16 protein-coding genes are annotated in these 20,384 nt (G+C 45.6%); 8 read left to right on the forward strand and 8 right to left on the reverse strand.

Annotation, left to right across the window (positions count from 1 at the left end):
• Positions 1–65 precede the first annotated feature (65 nt).
• The gene (gene hisA, locus QUA88_RS10150) at positions 66–839 is read left to right on the forward strand and encodes a 1-(5-phosphoribosyl)-5-[(5-phosphoribosylamino)methylideneamino]imidazole-4-carboxamide isomerase (RefSeq protein ID WP_333055548.1); all 774 of its coding nucleotides are present in this window, start codon (positions 66–68) and stop codon (positions 837–839) included.
• 105 nt (positions 840–944) lie between these two features.
• Complete coding sequence (locus QUA88_RS10155) at positions 945–2,354, forward strand: cation:proton antiporter (protein ID WP_333208054.1); 1,410 nt, start codon at positions 945–947, stop codon at positions 2,352–2,354.
• 144 nt (positions 2,355–2,498) lie between these two features.
• On the opposite strand, the gene QUA88_RS10160 is transcribed toward QUA88_RS10155, so the two are convergent.
• The 8 genes from QUA88_RS10160 to QUA88_RS10195 form a co-directional block, all read right to left on the reverse strand.
• Positions 2,499–5,330, reverse strand: a complete 2,832-nt coding sequence (locus tag QUA88_RS10160) for a PAS domain S-box protein (protein ID WP_333231104.1) — start codon at positions 5,328–5,330, stop codon at positions 2,499–2,501.
• Between the two features lie 42 nt (positions 5,331–5,372).
• A complete protein-coding gene (locus QUA88_RS10165) occupies positions 5,373–6,443 on the reverse strand; it encodes a BMP family protein (protein WP_333055551.1) in 1,071 nt (356 codons plus the stop codon).
• Between the two features lie 252 nt (positions 6,444–6,695).
• On the reverse strand, positions 6,696–8,870 hold the full coding sequence (locus QUA88_RS10170) for a glutamine synthetase III (RefSeq protein WP_333055552.1): 2,175 nt from the start codon (positions 8,868–8,870) through the stop codon (positions 6,696–6,698).
• A gap of 660 nt (positions 8,871–9,530) precedes the next feature.
• Positions 9,531–9,662 (reverse strand): hypothetical protein, encoded by a 132-nt coding sequence (locus QUA88_RS10175; RefSeq protein WP_333271528.1) that lies wholly within the window; start codon positions 9,660–9,662, stop codon positions 9,531–9,533.
• A 208-nt stretch (positions 9,663–9,870) separates the two neighbouring features.
• Positions 9,871–11,145, reverse strand: coding sequence for an alpha/beta hydrolase (locus tag QUA88_RS10180; RefSeq protein WP_333208050.1), 1,275 nt, complete (start codon positions 11,143–11,145; stop codon positions 9,871–9,873).
• A 632-nt stretch (positions 11,146–11,777) separates the two neighbouring features.
• Positions 11,778–12,434: a DUF4276 family protein gene (locus tag QUA88_RS10185; protein ID WP_333055554.1), complete on the reverse strand. Its 657-nt coding sequence runs from the start codon at positions 12,432–12,434 to the stop codon at positions 11,778–11,780.
• Positions 12,435–12,438: 4 nt separating this feature from the next.
• Entirely contained in the window at positions 12,439–13,728 is a 1,290-nt protein-coding gene (locus QUA88_RS10190) for an AAA family ATPase (protein WP_333055555.1), read from the reverse strand.
• 250 nt (positions 13,729–13,978) lie between these two features.
• Positions 13,979–14,581: a 2OG-Fe(II) oxygenase gene (locus QUA88_RS10195; protein WP_333208048.1), complete on the reverse strand. Its 603-nt coding sequence runs from the start codon at positions 14,579–14,581 to the stop codon at positions 13,979–13,981.
• A 650-nt stretch (positions 14,582–15,231) separates the two neighbouring features.
• Between QUA88_RS10195 and QUA88_RS10200 the strand changes: the two genes are divergently transcribed.
• From QUA88_RS10200 to QUA88_RS10225, 6 genes are all read left to right on the forward strand, one after another.
• Complete coding sequence (locus QUA88_RS10200) at positions 15,232–15,591, forward strand: group 1 truncated hemoglobin (RefSeq protein WP_333055558.1); 360 nt, start codon at positions 15,232–15,234, stop codon at positions 15,589–15,591.
• Positions 15,592–15,930: 339 nt separating this feature from the next.
• Positions 15,931–16,062 carry a hypothetical protein gene (locus tag QUA88_RS10205; RefSeq protein WP_333271533.1) on the forward strand — a complete coding sequence of 44 codons (132 nt, stop codon included), beginning with the start codon at positions 15,931–15,933 and terminating at the stop codon, positions 16,060–16,062.
• 233 nt (positions 16,063–16,295) lie between these two features.
• Positions 16,296–18,722: a glycoside hydrolase family 31 protein gene (locus QUA88_RS10210; protein ID WP_333271536.1), complete on the forward strand. Its 2,427-nt coding sequence runs from the start codon at positions 16,296–16,298 to the stop codon at positions 18,720–18,722.
• Positions 18,723–19,064: 342 nt separating this feature from the next.
• The gene (locus tag QUA88_RS10215) at positions 19,065–19,409 is read left to right on the forward strand and encodes a DUF433 domain-containing protein (protein WP_333208044.1); all 345 of its coding nucleotides are present in this window, start codon (positions 19,065–19,067) and stop codon (positions 19,407–19,409) included.
• Positions 19,402–19,758, forward strand: coding sequence for a hypothetical protein (locus QUA88_RS10220; RefSeq protein ID WP_333208043.1), 357 nt, complete (start codon positions 19,402–19,404; stop codon positions 19,756–19,758). Before QUA88_RS10215 ends, QUA88_RS10220 begins: the two co-directional genes overlap by 8 nt.
• Positions 19,758–20,372 carry a Uma2 family endonuclease gene (locus QUA88_RS10225; RefSeq protein WP_333208042.1) on the forward strand — a complete coding sequence of 205 codons (615 nt, stop codon included), beginning with the start codon at positions 19,758–19,760 and terminating at the stop codon, positions 20,370–20,372. Before QUA88_RS10220 ends, QUA88_RS10225 begins: the two co-directional genes overlap by 1 nt.
• The last annotated feature ends 12 nt before the right edge of the window (positions 20,373–20,384 follow it).

The raw sequence follows: 20,384 nt of genomic DNA on the forward strand, positions 1-20,384 counted from the left end.
TGGGTGGGATGTTAAAGTTGCATTGTGTTTTTTAACTGGTATAATTAGCAATTTGAGCAAAAATCATGAATGTAATTCCAGCGATCGACTTATTGGATGGAAAATGCGTCAGATTGTATCAGGGAGACTACGCGAAGTCTCAAACTTTTAACGACAACCCCGTCGAAGTCGCGAGACAGTGGGTAAGTGAAGGCGCGACAATGCTGCATTTAGTAGACCTCGACGGCGCTAAAGCCGGTCATCCAGTCAACCAAGCAGCCATTGAAGCGATCGTCCGATCAGTAGACGTTCCTTGTCAAGTAGGTGGCGGAATGCGCGATCGCGCCTCGGTTGCTGGTATCCTCAATTTAGGCGTCCGCCGCGTCATTCTCGGCACTGTCGCCGTCGAACAACCCCAATTAGTCGGCGAATTGTCCGCCGAATTTCCCGATCGAATTCTGGTCGGCATCGACGCCAGAAATGGTAAAGTTGCTACTAGAGGCTGGCTAGAAACTTCGGAAGTTTTAGCGACAGAATTGGCGCAAAAAATGGCCGAGTTAGGGGCGGCTGAAATTATTTACACCGACATTCACCGTGACGGTACTATGGAAGGGCCGAATTTGGACTCTTTACGCGAAATTGCTAACGCTATTTCGATTCCGGTGATTGCTTCCGGTGGCGTTAGTTCGATCGCCGATTTATTGAGTTTGCTGGCTTTGGAACCAATTGGTGTCAAAAGTGCGATCGTCGGTAGGGCAATTTATACCGGCGATATCTTGCTAAAAGAAGCAATTCAAGCAGTCGGACAAGGGCGGTGGCAGGATGTACCCCCAGATTTGGGTTCTTCAAGCTTTGCTTGATAATCATGTCGAGTTAACTGGCTACCCAATATGTAACAGTTATCAATTTTCCGACTCACAGTCAACAGTCAGCGTAGAATCGTATTTCTTACCATCATCGTAACCATGTTTTTGAACCATACAATTACAGCTTTAAGTTCTGGTATGGCATCCCTAGTTGCTCCCATACCTTTGTTAGCAACAGTCGAAGCCGAAAATTCGCCGATCGTTCTGAGCGGAGTTTTGCTCAGTTTGGTAGTGATTTATCTCGCCAGTAAATTAGGCGCGGAAGCGGCTAAAAAGTTCGATTTGCCACCGGTTTTGGGTGAACTTGTAGCAGGGGTAATTGTTGGCGTATCTGCTTTACACCTGGTCATTTTTCCCGAAGCAGGGCTGTCAGCCTCAGACTCAGGGATTATGACAGTTGTGCAATCGATTAATCATCTGTCTCCTGCCGCCCTCACCAGTGTGTTTGAATCGCAGAGTGAAGTCATTTCAGTGCTGGCTGAAATAGGCGTGATTATTCTGCTGTTTGAAATTGGCTTAGAGTCGGATATCAGACAACTCAAAGAAGTGGGGGTTCAAGCCGTCGTTGTCGCCTGTGCCGGCGTGGCAGTTCCCTTTGCCGCTGGTACTGCGGGCTTGATGATAATTTTCCACACGGCGGCGATTCCGGCGATTTTTGCGGGGGCTGCTTTGACGGCAACCAGCATCGGAATTACCTCCAAAGTTTTGTCGGAATTAGGACAACTCAAATCTAAAGAAGGTCAAATCATTGTTGGTGCAGCGGTGATTGATGATGTGCTAGGAATTATTGTCCTGGCTGTTGTCGCCAGTTTAGCCAAAACCGGTGAAATTGATGTTGTTAATGTCATCTATTTGATTGTCAGTGCAACTGCGTTTCTGTTGGGTTCTATTCTGTTGGGCGGCATCTTCAACAAAAGCTTCACTGCGGTGGTGGAGAAACTCAAAACTCGCGGCAATATAGTCATCCCGGCATTTGTCTTTGCTTTCTTCATGGCTTTTCTGGGCAACGCAATTCATCTCGAAGCGATTTTGGGTGCGTTTGCGGCTGGTTTGGTGTTGGATGAAAGCGATGCCCGCAACGAGTTGGATGAACTGGTGAAGCCGATCGCGGATTTGCTGGTTCCCATCTTTTTTGTAACCGTGGGAGCTCGCGCGGATTTGGGGGTTTTGAACCCAACAGTGCCGGATAATCGGGCTGGCCTTTTGATTGCCGTATTTTTGATTGTGGTTGCGATTTTGGGCAAGCTGATTACTGGTTGGGTGGTGTTTGGTCTGCCGGGAATCAATCGATTGGCGATCGGAGTGGGGATGATTCCTCGGGGCGAAGTCGGGTTAGTTTTTGCTGGCATCGGTTCCGCGAGTGGGATTTTGGATAAACCGTTAGAAGTCTCGATTATTATCATGGTGATTCTGACGACATTTTTAGCGCCGCCTTTTCTGCGGGTTGCCTTTGGCGATACAGTAGAGCCTCCTGCTAGTGGCGAACTTTCTAGCGAGAAAATCGTTTGATTACCGGGTGATATTAAGTCGGTTTTGAGGTGGTTGGGGGCGATCTGCTGGTATTGAATCACTTGGCGGCGATCGTCTCCCTTGCTACTCATTCGCCTCCTGGTTCAGACGGGGTGACAACCACTTCAGAGAATGCGATCGCAGTTATTTACCCACGAGTGCTACAGCACCGCTTTGTAACACAGGAATTTCAATGCGGAACTCTGCTCCTTGATGGGGTTGAGAGAAACACTGGAGTAAGCCACCATGCTTATCAACTACAATTTGATAGCTGATGGATAGTCCTAATCCAGTTCCTTTACCAATTGGTTGGGTGGTAAAAAAGGGATTGAACACCTGTTGTCTAACAGTTTCCGTCATCCCTGGCCCATTGTCTTGAACTTGAATCACCACGTTTTTAGAACAATTGGGCCCAGTTTCCTTTGTGACTAGCTTCGTCCGAATAGTGATGCGACTGGGATTTGTTTGGATGTCTTTTCGAGAACGCTGATTGTCGTAGTTTTCTAAAGCATCGATCGCATTTGCCAGAAGATTCATAAAGACCTGGTTCAACTGTCCGGCATAGCACTCTACCAGAGGTAAGTCGCCGTAATCTTTAACAATTTCAATAGCAGGATGATCCGGTTTCGCCTTCAGTCGATTTTGCAAAATCATCAATGTGCTGTCAATTCCCTCGTGGATATCAACTGGCTTCATTTCTGCCTCATCCAGCCGCGAGAAGTTTCGTAGCGACAGGACAATTTCACGAATGCGATCGGCTCCTACCTTCATTGAAGTCAGGATTTTGGGTAAATCTTCACTAATGAAGTCCAGCTCGAACTCTTCAATTTTTTCCTGAATTTCGGTATTAGTTGGATAGGTTTGCTGGTAAAGCTGAATCAACTTTAGTAAATTTTGCGTATAGTCCGCAGTATGGCTCAGGTTGCCATAGATAAAGTTGACTGGATTATTAATTTCGTGAGCAACACCAGCAACAAGTTGCCCCAAACCAGACATTTTCTCTGCCTGAATAAGCTGTGCCTGAGTTTGCTGTAAGGTTTTGAGTGCAACCTCAGCTTCCTCTTTTGCTTGCCTTAACGCAGCTTCGGCTTGCTTGCGCTCAGTAACATCCAGTGCCAAGGATGCAACTCCAAGAATCTCTCCACCATCCCCTACTAAAGGCGTATTGAACCATTCGCAAATAATGGTTTTGCCGTCTTTCGTAAGATTTTCGTTGACGCTGTAGCGTCCTCCGGTCTCAATCAACAGCTCGTTCATAACTCGATCGACAGTCTTTCTGGTCGGCGCAGGCACAATTAATTCTGGGGGATGGTGTCCGATCGCCTCTTTCGCCGTGTAACCAAAAATCTTCTCGGCCGCTGGATTCCAGGCAGTGATTTTTAAGTTTAAATCCCATTCCACAACTGCCAGTGAAGTTTGGCAGAATAAAAAAGATAGCCGCTGCTCCGACGCTTTGAGTTCTTCTTCTGCCTGTTTCCGTTGAGTAATGTCAATCCCTGTTTTGATGATGTACTCAATTTCACCTCGATCATCGACTAAAGCAGTATCTGACCAGGCAATAAGTCTAAGTTGTTGATCTTTACTCACCCAACTGCCTTCATACTGCAGCGGAAAATTACCAGCTTTTAAAGACTCAAAAGTAGTTTTGGCTTGTCTAGCTAAGTCTGAGTTCGGGAACAAGTCCCAAAAGTAGCGCCCCTTCACTTCACTAAACGAGTAATGAGTCATTTGTTCGCAAGCTCGGTTAAAGCGAACGATTTGTCCCTGCGGGTCGAGCACAACTACCAGGGCACCTGCAATTTCAAGAATGGCTGAAACAAAATTGCGTTCCACTTCAACTGCTGTAATCAGTTCCTCTAACTGAGTTGCCATATTGTTAAAGGCGATCGCCAATGTCCCCAATTCGTTTTGGCTGTCGATGTTGACCCGCGTCTCTAATTCCCCCGCACTGAGTTCAGTAGCTGCCGTGGTTAAGCGCTGTAGCGGCACCACAATTTGCCGAATAAATAGATACCCAATGCCAACAGCGACGATCGTCACCAGCGTCAATGAGCCTCCCATAATTGAGAGCATTTGGTAAACGGGAGCATAGGCCTCAGCCGTTGGCAGTTCTACAACCACCGTCCAATTCACGCTCCGAACTAAGGTACTGGCTCCCAATACTTCTACCTGCTTTAGACCCAGATAAACATTAAGGTGCTTAGTATCTTCCGATGCTTTCAAAAATTGAAAAAAGGGACGCTTAGAAATATCTTGAAGCTGAAACGTTTCTGGCTTACTACCCTTTTGAGCAATGAGAAAATTACGCTCATCAACTACATAGACATAACCCGTCTTGCCAACCTCCGTTTGGGAAACAATAAACCAGAGAAAGTTGAGATTTATCTCTGCTAATAGCACCCCATCCACCTCATCTCGATCATTCCGAATCGGAACCGCCATAATTGTTGTTAGTTGGTTGGTTTGAGGATTAATTTCTACAGGACTGACATAATCTTCCTGCTGTTTGAAGGCACGAATAAACAGTGGCGAATTGGCTGGATTTTCTAATTGAAGCGGTTTATAGGGTGAAACTGACGCAACAAATTGTCCCTTCCTATTCAAAATGGCAACGGCTTCATAAGCATCATTATGACGAATCAACCCTTCCAACAGGCTCTGCTGCACTTGAGATTGAAAGTTGGTGAGTCCTTTGACCCTAGCTAAATAGCTCAGTTTTCGTTTCAAGTCATCTAGATAATTATCAATCTGCCCTCCTGCTGTCTGGCTACGCGCTTGTTGGAGCGATCGCGATTGCTGGATCTGGGCCTGAAAGCTGAGGTAGATCAGCAAGCCACCTGTGGGCAGTAAGCTCAGGAGAACCAAAAATATCAAACCATAGCGGAGCTGATGTGCAATAGAAAAGAAGCGTTGCCAGAGATGTGAAGGGGAGCTTTTGGCAATCGGCAGAGCGCGATCGTTGCGTTGATTTTGCATCGGACTTAAGGATCAATATTGGTAAATCAATTAATGCGCGCACTAAGGAGACACATCAATTTGGCCAGTCGTCACAGCTTCTCGGATGGTCTTGAAAGTGTCCTCTTCCTGAGACGTGAGACTACCACGGAAAGGGGCAAAGTCGTAGATCTTTTCCTTGAGCCCAAACTTGTAAAGTTTTCCTTCCCAGCGACCTTGCTGGGTTAACACTGCCACATTTAGCACCAGATTGGGAATGTCCTGCAGAACGCTAGTGAGGACTTTGCCGGGAGCCACTTCATACTGATCCTTTGTCCTACCAATCACAAAGACTCCTGGCTTTTGCGAAACGGCTATTAGGGCGGCTAACCCTGCCTCACCCGCGTTGAAAGTCAAAACATCTACTCCAGAGGCAACCATATCCGTGGCAATTTTGGTGGCTTTTTCCGTATCAACCCAAGAATCGAGAAAAGCAGTCGAGGCTTGAACAGAGGGATTCGTGGCTTTCACTCCCCGCCTAAACAATGCTTCTTCTTCTTGGTAAACGGGATAAGGTTCACCCACAATATAGCCAACTTTATTGCTTTTGGTCTTCATCGCAGCCAAAGCGCCTGTGAGGTATCCCACCTCACCCGATCGAAAAGCAACAGCCCCTAAATTTCTGTTATTCCCTGGATGCGTTGTAATCAGGGCAAATTTCGTGCGTGGAAATTCTTTAGCGAGCTTTTCGGCAGTTGTGGAATAGGCACCACTGGCGGCAATTATCAGGTCATAGCCGGACTGGGCATATTTGCGAATGATAGGTTCACTATTTTCACCGTCAATACTGTCAGTAATGTCTACCTCAGCATTAAATTTATTTTTGATTAGATTCAATCCTTCAAAGCAAGCTTGATCCCAACTTTGGTTGTCTTTGGCGCCTGTGGTGAGCATGGCCACTCTAAAGCTGCTAGAGGTGCTGGCTTCAGGGGCAGAGTCTAGGTTCGGAGTCGATCGACTGCAACTGATCGCAAAAACCAGAGCTAGAGCCGCCAGAGTCATGTGTTTCAAGAGAGATTGAATCAGCATAATAGCTTTTCGCAGCAAGGTTACTTTTTCTACGCCGATAAATTTGTTGAAGGCTATCTCAACCATCTTCAAAACTCTTACTGTAGCTGGGATTTAATGACTCTGACAGATTCAGCGTAAGCTGTCCCGCCTTTAAATTGTATATTCAGGGCGGGCAGGACGCTAGGGCCCCTACTCCCCACAAGACTTTATTTTTTTTTGACATACAATTTAAATGCTGCAACAGTTTAACACTCATTTAAGCTCAAAAACAAGTAAGGACACGGCACTGCCGTGTCCTTACAACTCTAACCTGCAATTAACCGAATTTGTTTGCTCTTACTTAACAAACAGCATTTCTTGATAAGTAGGCAGAGGCCACAAATCATCAGCCACTTCACCTTCCAGGGCATCCGCATACTGGCGAACCTCATCCATCAAAGGACGAATTGTTTGCGAAGCATATTGCATATGGTCTTCTGTCGAAGCAAAATCGTGCTTGCTCAAAGCCGCGCTCAATTTGCTCGTAGTATCCATCATGGACTTAACTAGCACCGCTACTTTTTCGGCACTTTCCTTTTCCATTTCAATTCCAATCTCTTTCAATTTAGAAATCGTGCCGGAAAGTTCAGCTAAATACCTCAAAGCTGCGGGGTAAACAATGGTTTTTGCCATGCTGATTACCAGTTTTGCTTCGACTTCAATTGCCAGCAAATACTGCTCAGCATAAACATCGTAACGGCTTTCCAATTCAACTGGAGTCAGAACACCTGTCTTTTCAAACAAGTCTTCAATGTATCCTTCCTTCAACACGGGTAAAGCATCTGCCGTAGTCCGCAAGTTAGCTAAACCCCGTTCCTCAACGGCCATTTTGTGCCATTCTTCGGAATAGCCGTCGCCACCAAATACAACCGCACCGTGCTCGTCCATCACTTCTTTGAGAATGGTTTGGATGGCAGCATTCAGTTCAGTTCCCTTAGCCAAATCGCTTTCTAATTTGTTAGCAATCCAGTCCAAAGAATCTGCAAGAATTGTATTCATCGCCACCAGCGGCCCGGAAACAGACTGACCGGAACCTACGGCCCGGAATTCAAACCGGTTTCCAGTAAAAGCAAAGGGCGAAGTCCGGTTTCTGTCTCCAGCATCCTTCATGAAAGTAGGCAATGTTTCTACACCTAAGTTCATAATTCCCCGACCTTTAGAGTCCTTAACTTCTCCCCGGCTAATTTGCCCGAAGATATCTTCTAATTGCGAACCCAAATAGACAGAGATAATTGCTGGTGGAGCCTCATTTGCACCCAATCGGTGGTCGTTGCTGGCAGTAGCAACTACCGCGCGCAATAGCGGCCCGTATTTGTGAACTCCGCGAATCACAGCGCCGCAGAACACTAAAAATTGTATGTTCGAGTGCGGTGTATCGCCTGGGTCTAATAAGTTGCCTTGGGTGGCATTCCCTACCGACCAGTTGACGTGTTTGCCGGAACCGTTAATGCCGGCGAAAGGCTTCTCGTGCAGCAAACACATAAAACCGTGTTTCTTCGCAGTGTTGCGGAGAATTGTCATGGTTAATTGTTGGTGGTCGCTGGCGACGTTTGCAGCTTCAAAAACTGGTGCAATTTCAAACTGACCGGGAGCTACTTCGTTGTGGCGGGTTTTGGCAGGAATTCCCAGCCGGTACATTCTTTCTTCTACTTCCTGCATGAAGACTTGAACGCGCTCTGGAATCGCTCCAAAATAGTGGTCGTCAAATTGCTGACCTTTGGCAGGAGGTTTGCCAAACAGGGTGCGACCTGCTAGCAGTAAATCGGGGCGGTTGTTGGTGAAATTGGCATCTACCAGGAAGTATTCTTGTTCGGAACCGCAACTGGAATTTACCGGAGCAACTTCGGTATTGCCTAATAGCTTTAACACTCGAGTTGCTGCTTTGTTCATGGCGGCAATGGAACGCAAAAGCGGCGTTTTCTTGTCTAAGGCTTCACCTGTCCAGGAGATGAAAACAGTAGGAATGCACAATGTCATGCCGTTGTCTGTTTCCATGACATAAGCAGGGCTGGTGACATCCCAGGCTGTATATCCGCGAGCGGCGGCGGTGGAACGGATGCCGCCGTTGGGGAATGAGGAACCATCGGGTTCGCCTTGTACGAGAACTTTCCCTGCAAATTCTGAGATGACGGAACCGTCGCCTTGCACTGAGATGAAACCGTCGTGTTTTTCGGCGGTGCCGTTGGTTAGCGGGTAGAATACGTGGGCGTAGTAGAGGGCGCCTTTGGAAATAGCCCAATCTTTCATTGCTACTGCAACTACATCAGCTACGGAAGCATCGAGTTTTTGGCCGGTTTGAACGGTGTTTTTTACTGATTTGAAAATGCTTTTGGGCAGACTTTCTTGCATCTTGCTCAGAGTAAAAACGTCTGTTGCCCACATATCTTCTAGCCGCTTGGGAGGCCGACTAGGCATCAGTTTGCGGTTGACGATTTGAGAAATTGCTTGAACGCGCGATTCGTTTCCACTCATGGTTATTTTTATTGGTATTGCGGGACGAGTAGTTGAGAAAAAATAGATGTTAGCAAAAGTCTAACGATTGACGAATATGTTGGATTTACCTAAGATTTTGCACCATTCTCAATAACGGGCAAGATGCCCGTTCCACAAGAGATCAATTTTCTCGCTTCACAGGCCGTCCAGCCTGTTCATAAAAGGCTAATTGAGAATGGTGCAACATATGAGATTTACCCAACATTTTTTGTCAAAGCTAACTTTTGCGAGAATGCCTTTTTTGGCAGGCTCTACAAGATTGGATGAGCGAGGCGCAATCACTTCGCCGTCCACCGGGCGTGAGAATCCAGTGTGAGATGCGGTTGGATTTCGGTTATTAGCAAGAAGATAGATGGCAAGAGCCTGTACAAACTTGAGTCAACATTATAGATGTCTGCACTGCACAAATTTAGTAATTAATCTTTACCCTGGTCAGCTCAAAAATTTTGTGCGAATCAATTCCGATGAATTCAGGTCAAAACTACTTATGGTTTTTAACGGTTCGACGATCGATAAATCGCAGTCCAGCAAACAACGCACTCGTTTAGGAGTTTTGGAGAATTATGGAGAGTACACAATCTACACTTGGAGAGTTTAAACAATCATTAACCAAATAAATGTATTGTAGGCTACAGAATTTTAGGTTTTTTTCAGAAAGGTCGATCGCACCAAGCGCACAAAACCGCAGGGTTTCAGTGTAACAGGACGCGGGGCGCTCAAACTAAGGGCGATCGTACTCGCATAGGGCATAGGGCATAGGGCATAGGGCATAGGACATAGGGCATAGGGCATAGGGCATAGGGCATAGGGCATAGGGCATACCTCACTTTCTTAAGAACTGCTATATGATAAATAAAGTCTGGCAACTCTTCTAAAAGTTGGTGCGACAATTTGCCGTAGAAATCTTTACGAGATTTGGGAACTTATTAAACTGTTATAGCCGCAGTTTATTGAGCATAAATGAGTAAGTTGATAGTTTTTATTTAACTCGTTGGTAATCAGAAGACTTCAGAGTATGAGCCAAAAAGCGTTCTGTGTAGTACAAAGCTAATTGATTGCTCGGGCCATTAAAAACTGCATCAAAAGCGTGTTCAGCCCAAGGAATTTCGAGCAAAATAGCCGGTGAAGCGAAGCTATCCCGTAGGGAATCGCCCGTGGCTCGCAATCGTTGGTAGAGCGATCGACCAAACTTGGGCTGAACGATATGGTCGCGACCTGCATAAACCAGTAGAGAAGGGGGAAGATTCGGTTTAATATAATTGATGGGAGAAGCCCGACGGTAAAGCTCGTTGAGTTCGTCTGGCGTTCCTCCCAGAAAGGCACGCAAGACGGCTCGAACATTTATGGCATCAGGAAAAGGTGGGTCATTGTATCCCCGGATCAGGTCATTTGGCCCGTAATAGTTGACCACGGCTCGAACTGGAAGCACACTAGAATTATAAGCAGTTAGCATTGCTAAATGGGCACCTGCAGACCTTCCCATCAGAGCAATGCGATCGAGATCGATGTCCCAATCAGCAGCATGAGTTTTGATATAGGAAAGAGCGGCTTGTACGTCCTCAAGCTGAGCAGGAAATCGATACTTGGGAGCGTGGCGGTAAGCAATTGCAACCACACAATAGCCTTGGGCGGCCATATAACGGCTGAATTCCTCATTGGAATCGGGATTGCCTCTTTGCCAAGCTCCCCCGTAGAGTGTGATAATCGCCGGATATTTGCCAATTTGCATCGGCCGGTAAAGGTTTAATTGTAGTGAAACTCCGTCAGGTTTGGCAAATCCAATAGCCCGATCGATCCTAACCTCTCTGATGGGAATTCCTCGGAAGGCATCTGCGAGGATAAACGGTTGAGGGCGTAGCTGCGCGCGATGGGCTTGAGGAAGGGCTGCTAAATAGTTTTCCCCTAAAACTGCTTGCATTTGGGTAGCTATCGCTGTATTGGCTGCTGGGAACTGCATCAGGGGAAGCAGGCCCAGGATGAGGGCGAACAGGTTACAAATGAGTAAAATAATGTAGACTTTGCCTTGATGCCGTCTGAGCAGGTTCAGCAGAAGGGCGATCGTATTGATACCAACCAACCAAGGACTGATTTCTGGTGCTCCCACCGCCAAAGGGTACAGGAACATCGTGGGTGCTGGTACGATGATCCAGAGACTGAGAAATAGGGCGATCGTACTCAGGAACCAAGAAATAAATGGCGTGACTAAGAATGCTGCTAATAAGGGTAACTTTTTGCGGTTATTCTTGTGGATCATCGGATTTTCGCAGCCTAACTTTTAATCAGTTTAAATTAATCTGGTGGTTTTTATTGGTAATATCATGTCCGGTCGAGCGACCGCGATTTTTGTAGGGGCGGGTTCACCAACAATACCGGCCAATAATTGACCATCTCAAAAACCCGCCCCGACCGGGATATTAGAGTTAATTGATCGGACATGATATAAGTCGATCGCCTCTGGCATTACCAAACCAGCAGCTTCATTGACTCCGACATCCTGCGGCGAGCGAAAATGCTTTGCATCGTTCTATTTTCTTCTTTGGGGTTGTTCGCTGTTTCTGGGAATGTTAAGCTGAGGTTGTCCCGCTAAACTAGCTTTATGGGCTGTTATATCATGTCCGATCGATTGACCATAATATCCCGGCCGGGCGGGTTTTTGAGATTGTCAATTATTAGCAGATATTGTTGGTGAACCCGCCCCTACCTGATTTCGGGCGAAGCGAAGCGGAGGGAATCGACCGGACATGATATTACTCATCAAAAGTTTGGCTATTATTCCAATTTTGGTATTTAGACAGGACTTAGGCACGGGTGTCGAGAAACCGGGTTTTTTTACGAGTCTACTTCTTCGTGGCGCTAGGCGATTCCCAATAAAAAAACCCGGTTTCTTTACTGACTCGTTAAGCCTCGAAGTTTATCTCGAAAATAACAGAAGCTTGGTGACAAATTCTTATCTACGTCCATGTGGGGAGGAATATTGTTAGCCCAGTTTGTCTTCTCTAAACCAATTGCTTGCCCACCTTGTTGAGATAAGTTTTGTACACCACCGGAAAACACCGCCTCAGCTAACTTCTCCCATGTACCACAGATACTATCATTGGTGTAAGAATTTAGGACTGCTTCTTTTGCTCTCGGATAAGCTGCCTTAACTGCTGCTAAATCGCCTAGATACCATGCTTCTCCTTCTTCAATTGCTATGCAAAATTGCGTCTTTGGCGGAGGATTACACTTATCTACAATATCTAGTAGTTCTTTGCGAAACGTACTGAGGCATCGGTTATCTAGATCGCAAATTACAATGAGGACAAAAGAGTAATCAGGACAGTCAGATAATGTTTTACCCCATCCTTGAACAATTTTCGGAAGTAGGTCGAGCAAAATTCGTTTTTTTGCATCAGAAGTAGAGTTTATATCTTTAGGAACCTTATGCCCAAGTCCTTTGTAAGAACTGATCTTAAATGTGTGTTCGGTGCTAATAATCTTTGGGATAAGAATTTCAAGAGCCGTTTTTCCAGAAATATCCTCGACAAGTATCTCAAAGTGCATTTATTCACCTTTTATCTAGATAATCGCTGTACCAAAGTCCGCCAAGGGGCAATCCTTCAGAAACAAGGTTATTAATGAGAGGGTCTTGGCTAGCTCGTCTGATTGTAGAAAAACCATCCTCGCCCTTTTCAAGTACCCAAACCTCTTCAGGGTTAAGAGCATCTACAAAATAGGGTTGATGTGTTGTAACAAATACTTGCGATCTTTTTCGAGCTGTAGCGTGTTCTCGAAATTCTCGGACTAGAGTTTCTAAAAGCTTATGGTAAAGTCCGTTTTCGGGTTCTTCTATGCACAAAAATGGCGGTGGTGAGGGGTCTTCTAAAAGAAGGAGATAGGCAAATACCTTCAGTGTTCCGTCTGACATTTGTTGAGCATAAAATGGTTCTTGAAAACCTCGATCGTTGAACTGCAGCAGAAGTCTACCGTCTGGACTTTTAGCGGTGCTAATCTTTGCCACGCCTGGAATCTTACTAGATATTTTTTGCAGAATTGATTGGAATTTCTTAGGATGCTCTCTCTCCATAAATTGAACCACATTTCCTAGATTATCTCCATGAATATTCAAATGTTTTTGTGGCCCAGCCAGAGGTAAGCTACGGGCAGCGTCTGGTGTGAAATAGCTGAGATACCATCCTTCGATAAATCTACGAAATGCGGAAATTCTTGGGTGTTGTTTGAGCGCTCCCAAAGTAGCAATTCCCAGTTTTCGCTTGTCGTCAAGTTCAACTATTTCCTTTTCTTTACTTTCTTCTGATCTCTCACCTATTTGGATTTCTTCTATTAAATTGTTTACATCAAATTCTCCTCGATCTTCATCAACTAGCTGACCTCCTTCTTCACCTTTCCATGCTAAGCCCTTACCTTCATTCAGAATCAAAAAAGAATAAGGTTGTCCTTTTTTTTCGTTTTTTCTCCGTTGTCTAAGTCTTTCTTTTTTTACATACGGTCTTTCAGAAGAGTCAAGGTCTATTGCCAAATCATAGGTGATTGGTCGAGCGTTACGATCCTCTTTATAGTAAATCTGAAACTCAACACTTCCCTTTTGTCCTTGGGATCGAATTCTCTCAAAACCTCCCCGCCCACGGGCATCACAGGCTTCTTCGACTCCCCCTTTTAAGCAGTCTGCAAGAAAGCCAAAAGTGTCAAAAAGCGTGCTCTTCCCAACACCATTTTTACCGATAACGGCTGTCATTGGCGTTAGTTCCTCGGCATTTTGCGTATTCCACAGCTTGCCCATAGTAATATCACGCAGCGAGCGGTAATTTATTACCCTAAATCCTTCTATTTTTGCCACTTAAGTTCCTCTGCTTCATTAGGAATGTTATAAGTTACTCTAACCATATAACAATTCAGTAACTCTAACATTATACTTGATTTTACTTAAGCCGATCGCCCATAATGCTCGGTCTTAACCCACTCGGATCGCAGTAGTTGTTCTGGATAATCTCCTAGCACATAAGTTGGCGGTGATTGAACCGTTGATGCAAGCGGCTGGTTAAGCGTGTCCTGAATTTATCACCCTCCCAGGATCGATCGAATAAACATTACTTAATTTTTGCTTTTGCGGCCCTAGATTCCACTGTGAATCCTGGAATATCTTGCAGTTCAGTTTCGCTCAAACTGTACTGTTCGCAAACCAAACTCAAACGAGTGCCGGTACTTTTAACGGCGTTGACAGAGTGAGTCAAATCTCCTTGAAAATAGATTAGCGAGTTGGCTTGTGGCTTAATCTGGCCGACTTGCTGTTTGTTGCGCCGCAGTATCAATTCTCCTCCTTGCAAGTTCGGCGGTACTTGCACGTATAAAACGCTGACGGCTGCGGGAGGTTCAACTGTTTTGCAGTACGATCGCAAAGATCGATCGATATGCGGATCGACGCGGGAACCTTCACCCAGCAACAAAGGGTTGAGGTAAAAAGCATTGCATTCAGGCAGTAATGCTTGGTCTAGATAGGGTTTGAACAAAGGGAACCGCCGTTCTACTTCGGCGATTTCCGAACGTTGAAACACCACGGAAAACCCTTTTGTGCCAATGAAATCGCGGTTGAGGTTGTTGATTGCTAGATAAGGGGAGGCTAGAATTGCTCCTCGCAAGTCGTTGAGGTAGTCGATCGAGAAAGCGTTAGGATGTTGACTATAGTATTTCAAGGCACTCAAAAATCATCAAAGTTCAAGGAAACAGCAGATAGAAATGTAGCAATCGCTCAGACTTGGGATTGCTTCGTTTCTCGCAATGAGATAATAATGTTTATTTGTGTCCGCGTACTTAAGTCAAAGGTTTTTCTTAACTGCGGGCGATCGCCCGGAAGTCTCGCAACCGACTAGCAACGGCAGAATATCAGTATACAGGCGATCGTTGTGGTGATTCGATTATATTTGCAGTTTAATTATACATGATGCTGCTGGGAAGCCGATCGCCCATTTATTTTAACTTGTCCAATTGCAGGGGCGATCGCAATTTCCGCGATCGCATCCGGCCTCTGTTTTATCACCGATTTCTTGAGTTTGCTAGCTGGAAAACAGATGCGTGTTGCTGGTGTATAGGAAACATCTTGCTAAAACCAGCAATCCGTGCATTAGGTAAAACTGCTGGGAGGGCGATCGACAATATCTAACTGGCGAGAGAACGTTAATAAAGTTTACAATTAGAGAATGTGGTCTAAGAAATACCAGCAGTCGCAACAGTTACTCAGTAATTATTTCAGATTAAATTAACATTTCACAGTGGAAAAAAGCCAAGCTGCCAGCTATAATTAAAGAGTAAGGGAAAAAAAATAACTCGCTGAAACGATAACGATATGGCAACAACATTGTACGAAAAAATGGGTGGAGAGCCAGCCATTAAAGAGATAGTCGATGATTTTTACCGCGATGTTTTGGCTGACGAGATAGTGAGCCACTTCTTCGATCATACAGACATGGAAAAGCAGCGCCGCCATCAAACTGCTTTTATCTCCTATGCCCTTGGCGGCACCAAGCAATACTCAGGCCGTTCAATGGAGAAAGCACACGCAGGTTTGAATTTACAGCCTGAACACTTTGATGCAATTGTGAAGCATTTGACCGATGCAATAGTTGCCCACGGCGCGTCCCAAGAGGATCTCGATGAAGCGCTAGGTAAGATCGCGACTTTGAAAGAGGCTGTTTTGTACAAGTAAAATCGAGTGAAGGCAAGAGGGTTTTTGCAGCCACTAGAAGAGTGATAAAAGTGGAGATTTCGTAAGGGTGAAGCGAAAGCTCCACTTGGTTTTGTGTCGGATATAATGAACCGCTTTCGAGGCGAAGGAAGAGAAAAATTCACAATTGAGGCGTTATCAAGAACAGGCAAGATACCTGTTCCACAAGAAAATTTAGTCTTTGTGGAACAGGCATCTTGCCTGTTCATAAAGCCTGATTTAAAATGAAAAATGGTACAAAGGCTCAGTTATTTTCCACTTAATTTATGGATACCTGTTTCATTTTTTATAGTAGCTTATTCGTTATCAAGAACAGGCAAGATGCCTGTTCCACAAGAAAATTTAGTCTTTGTGGAACAGGCATCTTGCGTTATCAAGAACAGGCAAGATGCCTGTTCCACAAGAAAATTTAGTCTTTGTGGAACAGGCATCTTGCCTGTTCATAAAGCCTGAGTTAAAATAAAAAATGGTGCAAATGCTCAGTTATTTTCCACTTAATTTATGGATACCTGTTTCATTTTTTATAGTAGCTTATTCGGCTAGCCACGGTATTGCTGAAGTATATTTTACCGCATTTTTCCATCTACTTGAAATGCTGACAATTTATATTCTTCCTTTAGCTAGATGACGGCAGTCAAGTGCGGCTTGCACTATCGGTTTACTAATTGCCAATTACCAAATCGTATATGCCGCAATACTTCGGAAATCTCCAAACTACTGAACAGCCTTGGTCAACAATCGGTTCGGTAGAATCTATCAATAAGACCGACGATCGCACAATTCACTTCAACTGTACCAATTCCTCCCTAAATATCAGCATCCTCGCACCGAATTTAATCCGAGTGCGAATGTCCCCAAACCCCCCCCAACTAGGGCGGGCACGCAGGCACCGCCCCTACAAGGGGGAGGAAGAAATTATAGACCAACCCCCCCTTAATAAGGGGGGGCTAGGGGGGGTAGAAAGCCGATCGCACTCAATAACCGTCCCTGACGAAGAGTGGGAAATTATACCATTTGAAGTGCGAGAAACAGACGAAAAAATAGAAATTGAAACCGCACAAATATTGATTTCCGTAAAGCGCGATCGCACTTCCATCGAATGCTTCGACAAATCGGGAAAACCCTTTGCTAGCGACTGCGATCGCAATATGGGATGGCGCGCAGGCGCAACCGCAGGCTGGAAGCGCATCGAAGCAGACGAACACTTCTACGGTTTCGGCGAACGCACCGGCTTTCTCGACAAACTCTCCGAAGTCAAGACAAACTGGACAACCGACGCCCTCGACTACAATTCCCTCACCGATGAAATGTACCAGGCGATCGCATTTTACATCGCCATGAATCCCGATCGCGCTTACGGCATCTTTTTCAACACGACATTTTGGAGTCAATTCGACATCGGCGCCCAACAACCGGGAGTTTTGCGGATGGAAACCAGAGGCCCGGAACTCGACTACTACATCATTTACGGCCCGGAACCCGCCCAAATTCTCGCCACCTACACGCAGTTAACCGGCCGGATGCCGCTTCCGCCAAAATGGGCGCTGGGATACCACCAATGCCGCTGGAGCTACGAATCCGAGGACGTTGTGCGCGAGTTGGCGAAGGAATTTCGCGATCGGGCGATTCCCTGCGATGTCATCCACCTCGACATCGACTATATGCGCGGCTACCGCGTTTTTACCTGGAGCCCGAAGCGTTTCCCCGATCCCGCGAAACTGATCGCAGACTTGAAAGCAGCGGGTTTTAAGGTTGTCACGATTGTCGATCCCGGTGTCAAGTACGAACCGGAAGCAGATTATGAGATATTCGATCGCGGTGTGGAGAATGACTATTTCGTTCGCACCGCAGAGGGAAAGCTATTCCACGGTTACGTTTGGCCGGACAAAGCGGTGTTTCCCGACTTCCTGCGGCCGGAGGTGCGCCAGTGGTGGGGCGAATTGCACAAAACTCTGACAGATGTTGGGATTGCGGGGATTTGGAACGACATGAACGAACCTGCGATCGCCGAACGGCCTTTTGGTGACGGCGGCGAACACATCAGCTTTCCCCTGGATGCACCGCAAGGCCCGGAATCCGATCGCGCTACCCACGCGGAAACCCACAATTTGTATGGGTTGATGATGGCGAAAGCTTGTGCTGAGGGGTTGCAAAAAGTGCGATCGGGCGATCGATCTTTTGTGCTGACGCGATCGGGTTTTGCGGGCGTTCAGCGTTACTCCTCGGTGTGGATGGGCGACAATCAATCGCAGTGGGAACACTTAGAAATGTCGCTACCAATGCTTTGCAATATGGGGCTTTCCGGCGTGGCGTTTGTCGGTTGCGACATCGGCGGTTTTGCGGGGAATGCAACGGCTGAATTGTTCGCGCGGTGGATGCAGGTGGGGATGCTGTATCCCTTTATGCGCGGTCATTCGGCAATGAGTACGGCGCAGCACGAACCGTGGGTTTTTGGCGATCGCACTGAGAAGATTTGCCGCGAATACATCAATTTGCGCTATCAGTTGTTGCCTTATATTTACACGTTGTTTTGGGAAGCTGCGACGACGGGAACGCCGATTTTGCGACCGCTACTATATCACTTTCCGCGCGATCGCACAACTTATCACCTTTACGATCAAGTATTACTCGGCCCGTCGCTGATGGCTGCACCTGTTTACCGGCCGGGAGTTGAGCATCGCGCCGTGTATTTGCCGGAGGGGACTTGGTACGATTGGTGGACGGGTGAATGCTATCAGGGCCCGATGCACATTTTGGCTTATGCACCTTTGGAGAGAATGCCGCTTTACGTGCGGGGCGGGGGCATAATTGCGATCGCACCTGTGAAGCAATTTGTCAGCGAAGAACCCCTTGAGTCATTGAAAATGCGAATTTGGCCCGGAAGCGGTGAATGGACGCTTTATGAGGACGATGGACACAGTTTTGAACATGAAAAAGGTGTCTGGGCTACGACTAATTACAAGGTGTATTTGGAAGGGGAAAAAATCATCGTTGAAATTGCCGCGCGCGAGGGTCAATTTTTGATATCAGAACGCGAAGTTATTGTGGAAGTTGTTGGCGTTGGCGAACAGCGATTTACAGATGATGGTACGGTGCGGCGTTTGACATTTTGATAACTTTGGCATAAAGCGGTTTATGCTATGGTGGGATTGATTCAGGGCGATCGCTCGATCTGGCAGAGTTTGAGATGGAAAGGGCGATCGTATCCTGAAAATCTGGTCAGCCTGTGATTCCGGTGTGGTGCGATCGAATTCATCAGTCGGTAGCAAAGATGTTAGCGGGGTAGAGAAATCCCAAAAAAACAGCCAACAAATTCGGCAAAGGGGTTGGATAAATTGTAAACCTGTCAAGATTGTGGACTATCGCGGAATTGAAAGTTTGAAAATTATTCGATTGCAGCCAGGCTTTTTATTTTCGCCAATTCAAACCTTACTCAACAAATGGAGGAATAAACCATGCTAATAGAAGAATATTTTGAATTTTTAGCCGAGGATGACATTCGAGTAAAAGGGACAAGAGTAGGAATAGAAAGCATCCTCTATGAATATATTTATCATCAACGTTCACCAGAGGAAATCATCAAACACTTTTACACTTTGACCCTGGATCAAATTTACGCAACAATCCTGTATTATTTAAACAATAAAGCCGTCTTAGATAAATATATCGAAGACTGGCTAGAATGGTCACACCAACAAAGAAAAGCCCAACAATTAAACCCTCATCCAGCTTCGATTAGACTGCAAAAAATTAAGGAAGAAAGAACTAAAAAAAATGGTCCTCAAGTATCTAATGGATGAAAATATTGACCCGGTTTATCCTACTCAAATTCGGAGTAAACAAGTAGAATTAATTATTCGGGTCATTGGCGAACCTTTTATACCAGCCAAAGGAACTAAAGACCCTGAAATTTTAGAATGGTGTGAAAAATATGACTTTATCCTAGTCACGAATAACCGTAAATCTATGCCTGTTCACTTGAACGATCATTTGCAAGCCAATCGTCATATTCCTGGAATATTTATTTTAAATGCGAATTTAAGCGTTGGGCAAAACATAGAGGAATTAATTTTGATTGCCGAATGTTCTTTTCTCAATGAATATCAAGATCAAATTATTCATCTACCTATCACTAAAGAGGTTTCCTGATGACTCAAGCTATACCCAAGTTAATAACTTTTGATGACTTCCTGGAATGGAAGCCAGAAAAAGGACACCATGAACTACATAACGGAGTTATTGTTGAAATGCCCAATCCAACTGGTAAACACTCAGCGATTGCCGGTTTTCAGTCGCTCGAATTGGGCTTTGAAATCAGGCGATTGCAACTTCCTTACTTTATTCCCAAGGAATGTACAATTAAATTTAGCGATAACTCTGGCTACGATCCTGATGTAATTGTATTAGATAAACAAGCTGTAGAAGCCAATGAGCCTCGATGGGAAAGAGAATCAGTCATCACTCAGGGAAATTCCGTTAAATTAGTTGTTGAAGTTGTCAGCACTAATTGGCGGGATGATTATGCCCACAAAATGATTGACTATGAAGCACTAGGCATTCCTGAATATTGGATTGTAGATTATTTGGGTTTAGGTGGTAGCCGTTATATTGGTTCTCCGAAACAGCCGACTTTATCAGTTTATCAGCTAGTAGATAGCGAGTATCAAATTAAGCTGTTTCGAGGAGATGAAAGGGTTGAATCGGCAGTGTTTCCAGAGTTGAATTTGACCGCAAAGCAAATTTTTAACGGTGGGTCAGTGTAATGCACTGATAAA

This window comes from Microcoleus sp. D3_18_C2 (assembly GCF_036702395.1).
In the GTDB taxonomy this organism is placed as follows: domain Bacteria; phylum Cyanobacteriota; class Cyanobacteriia; order Cyanobacteriales; family Microcoleaceae; genus Microcoleus.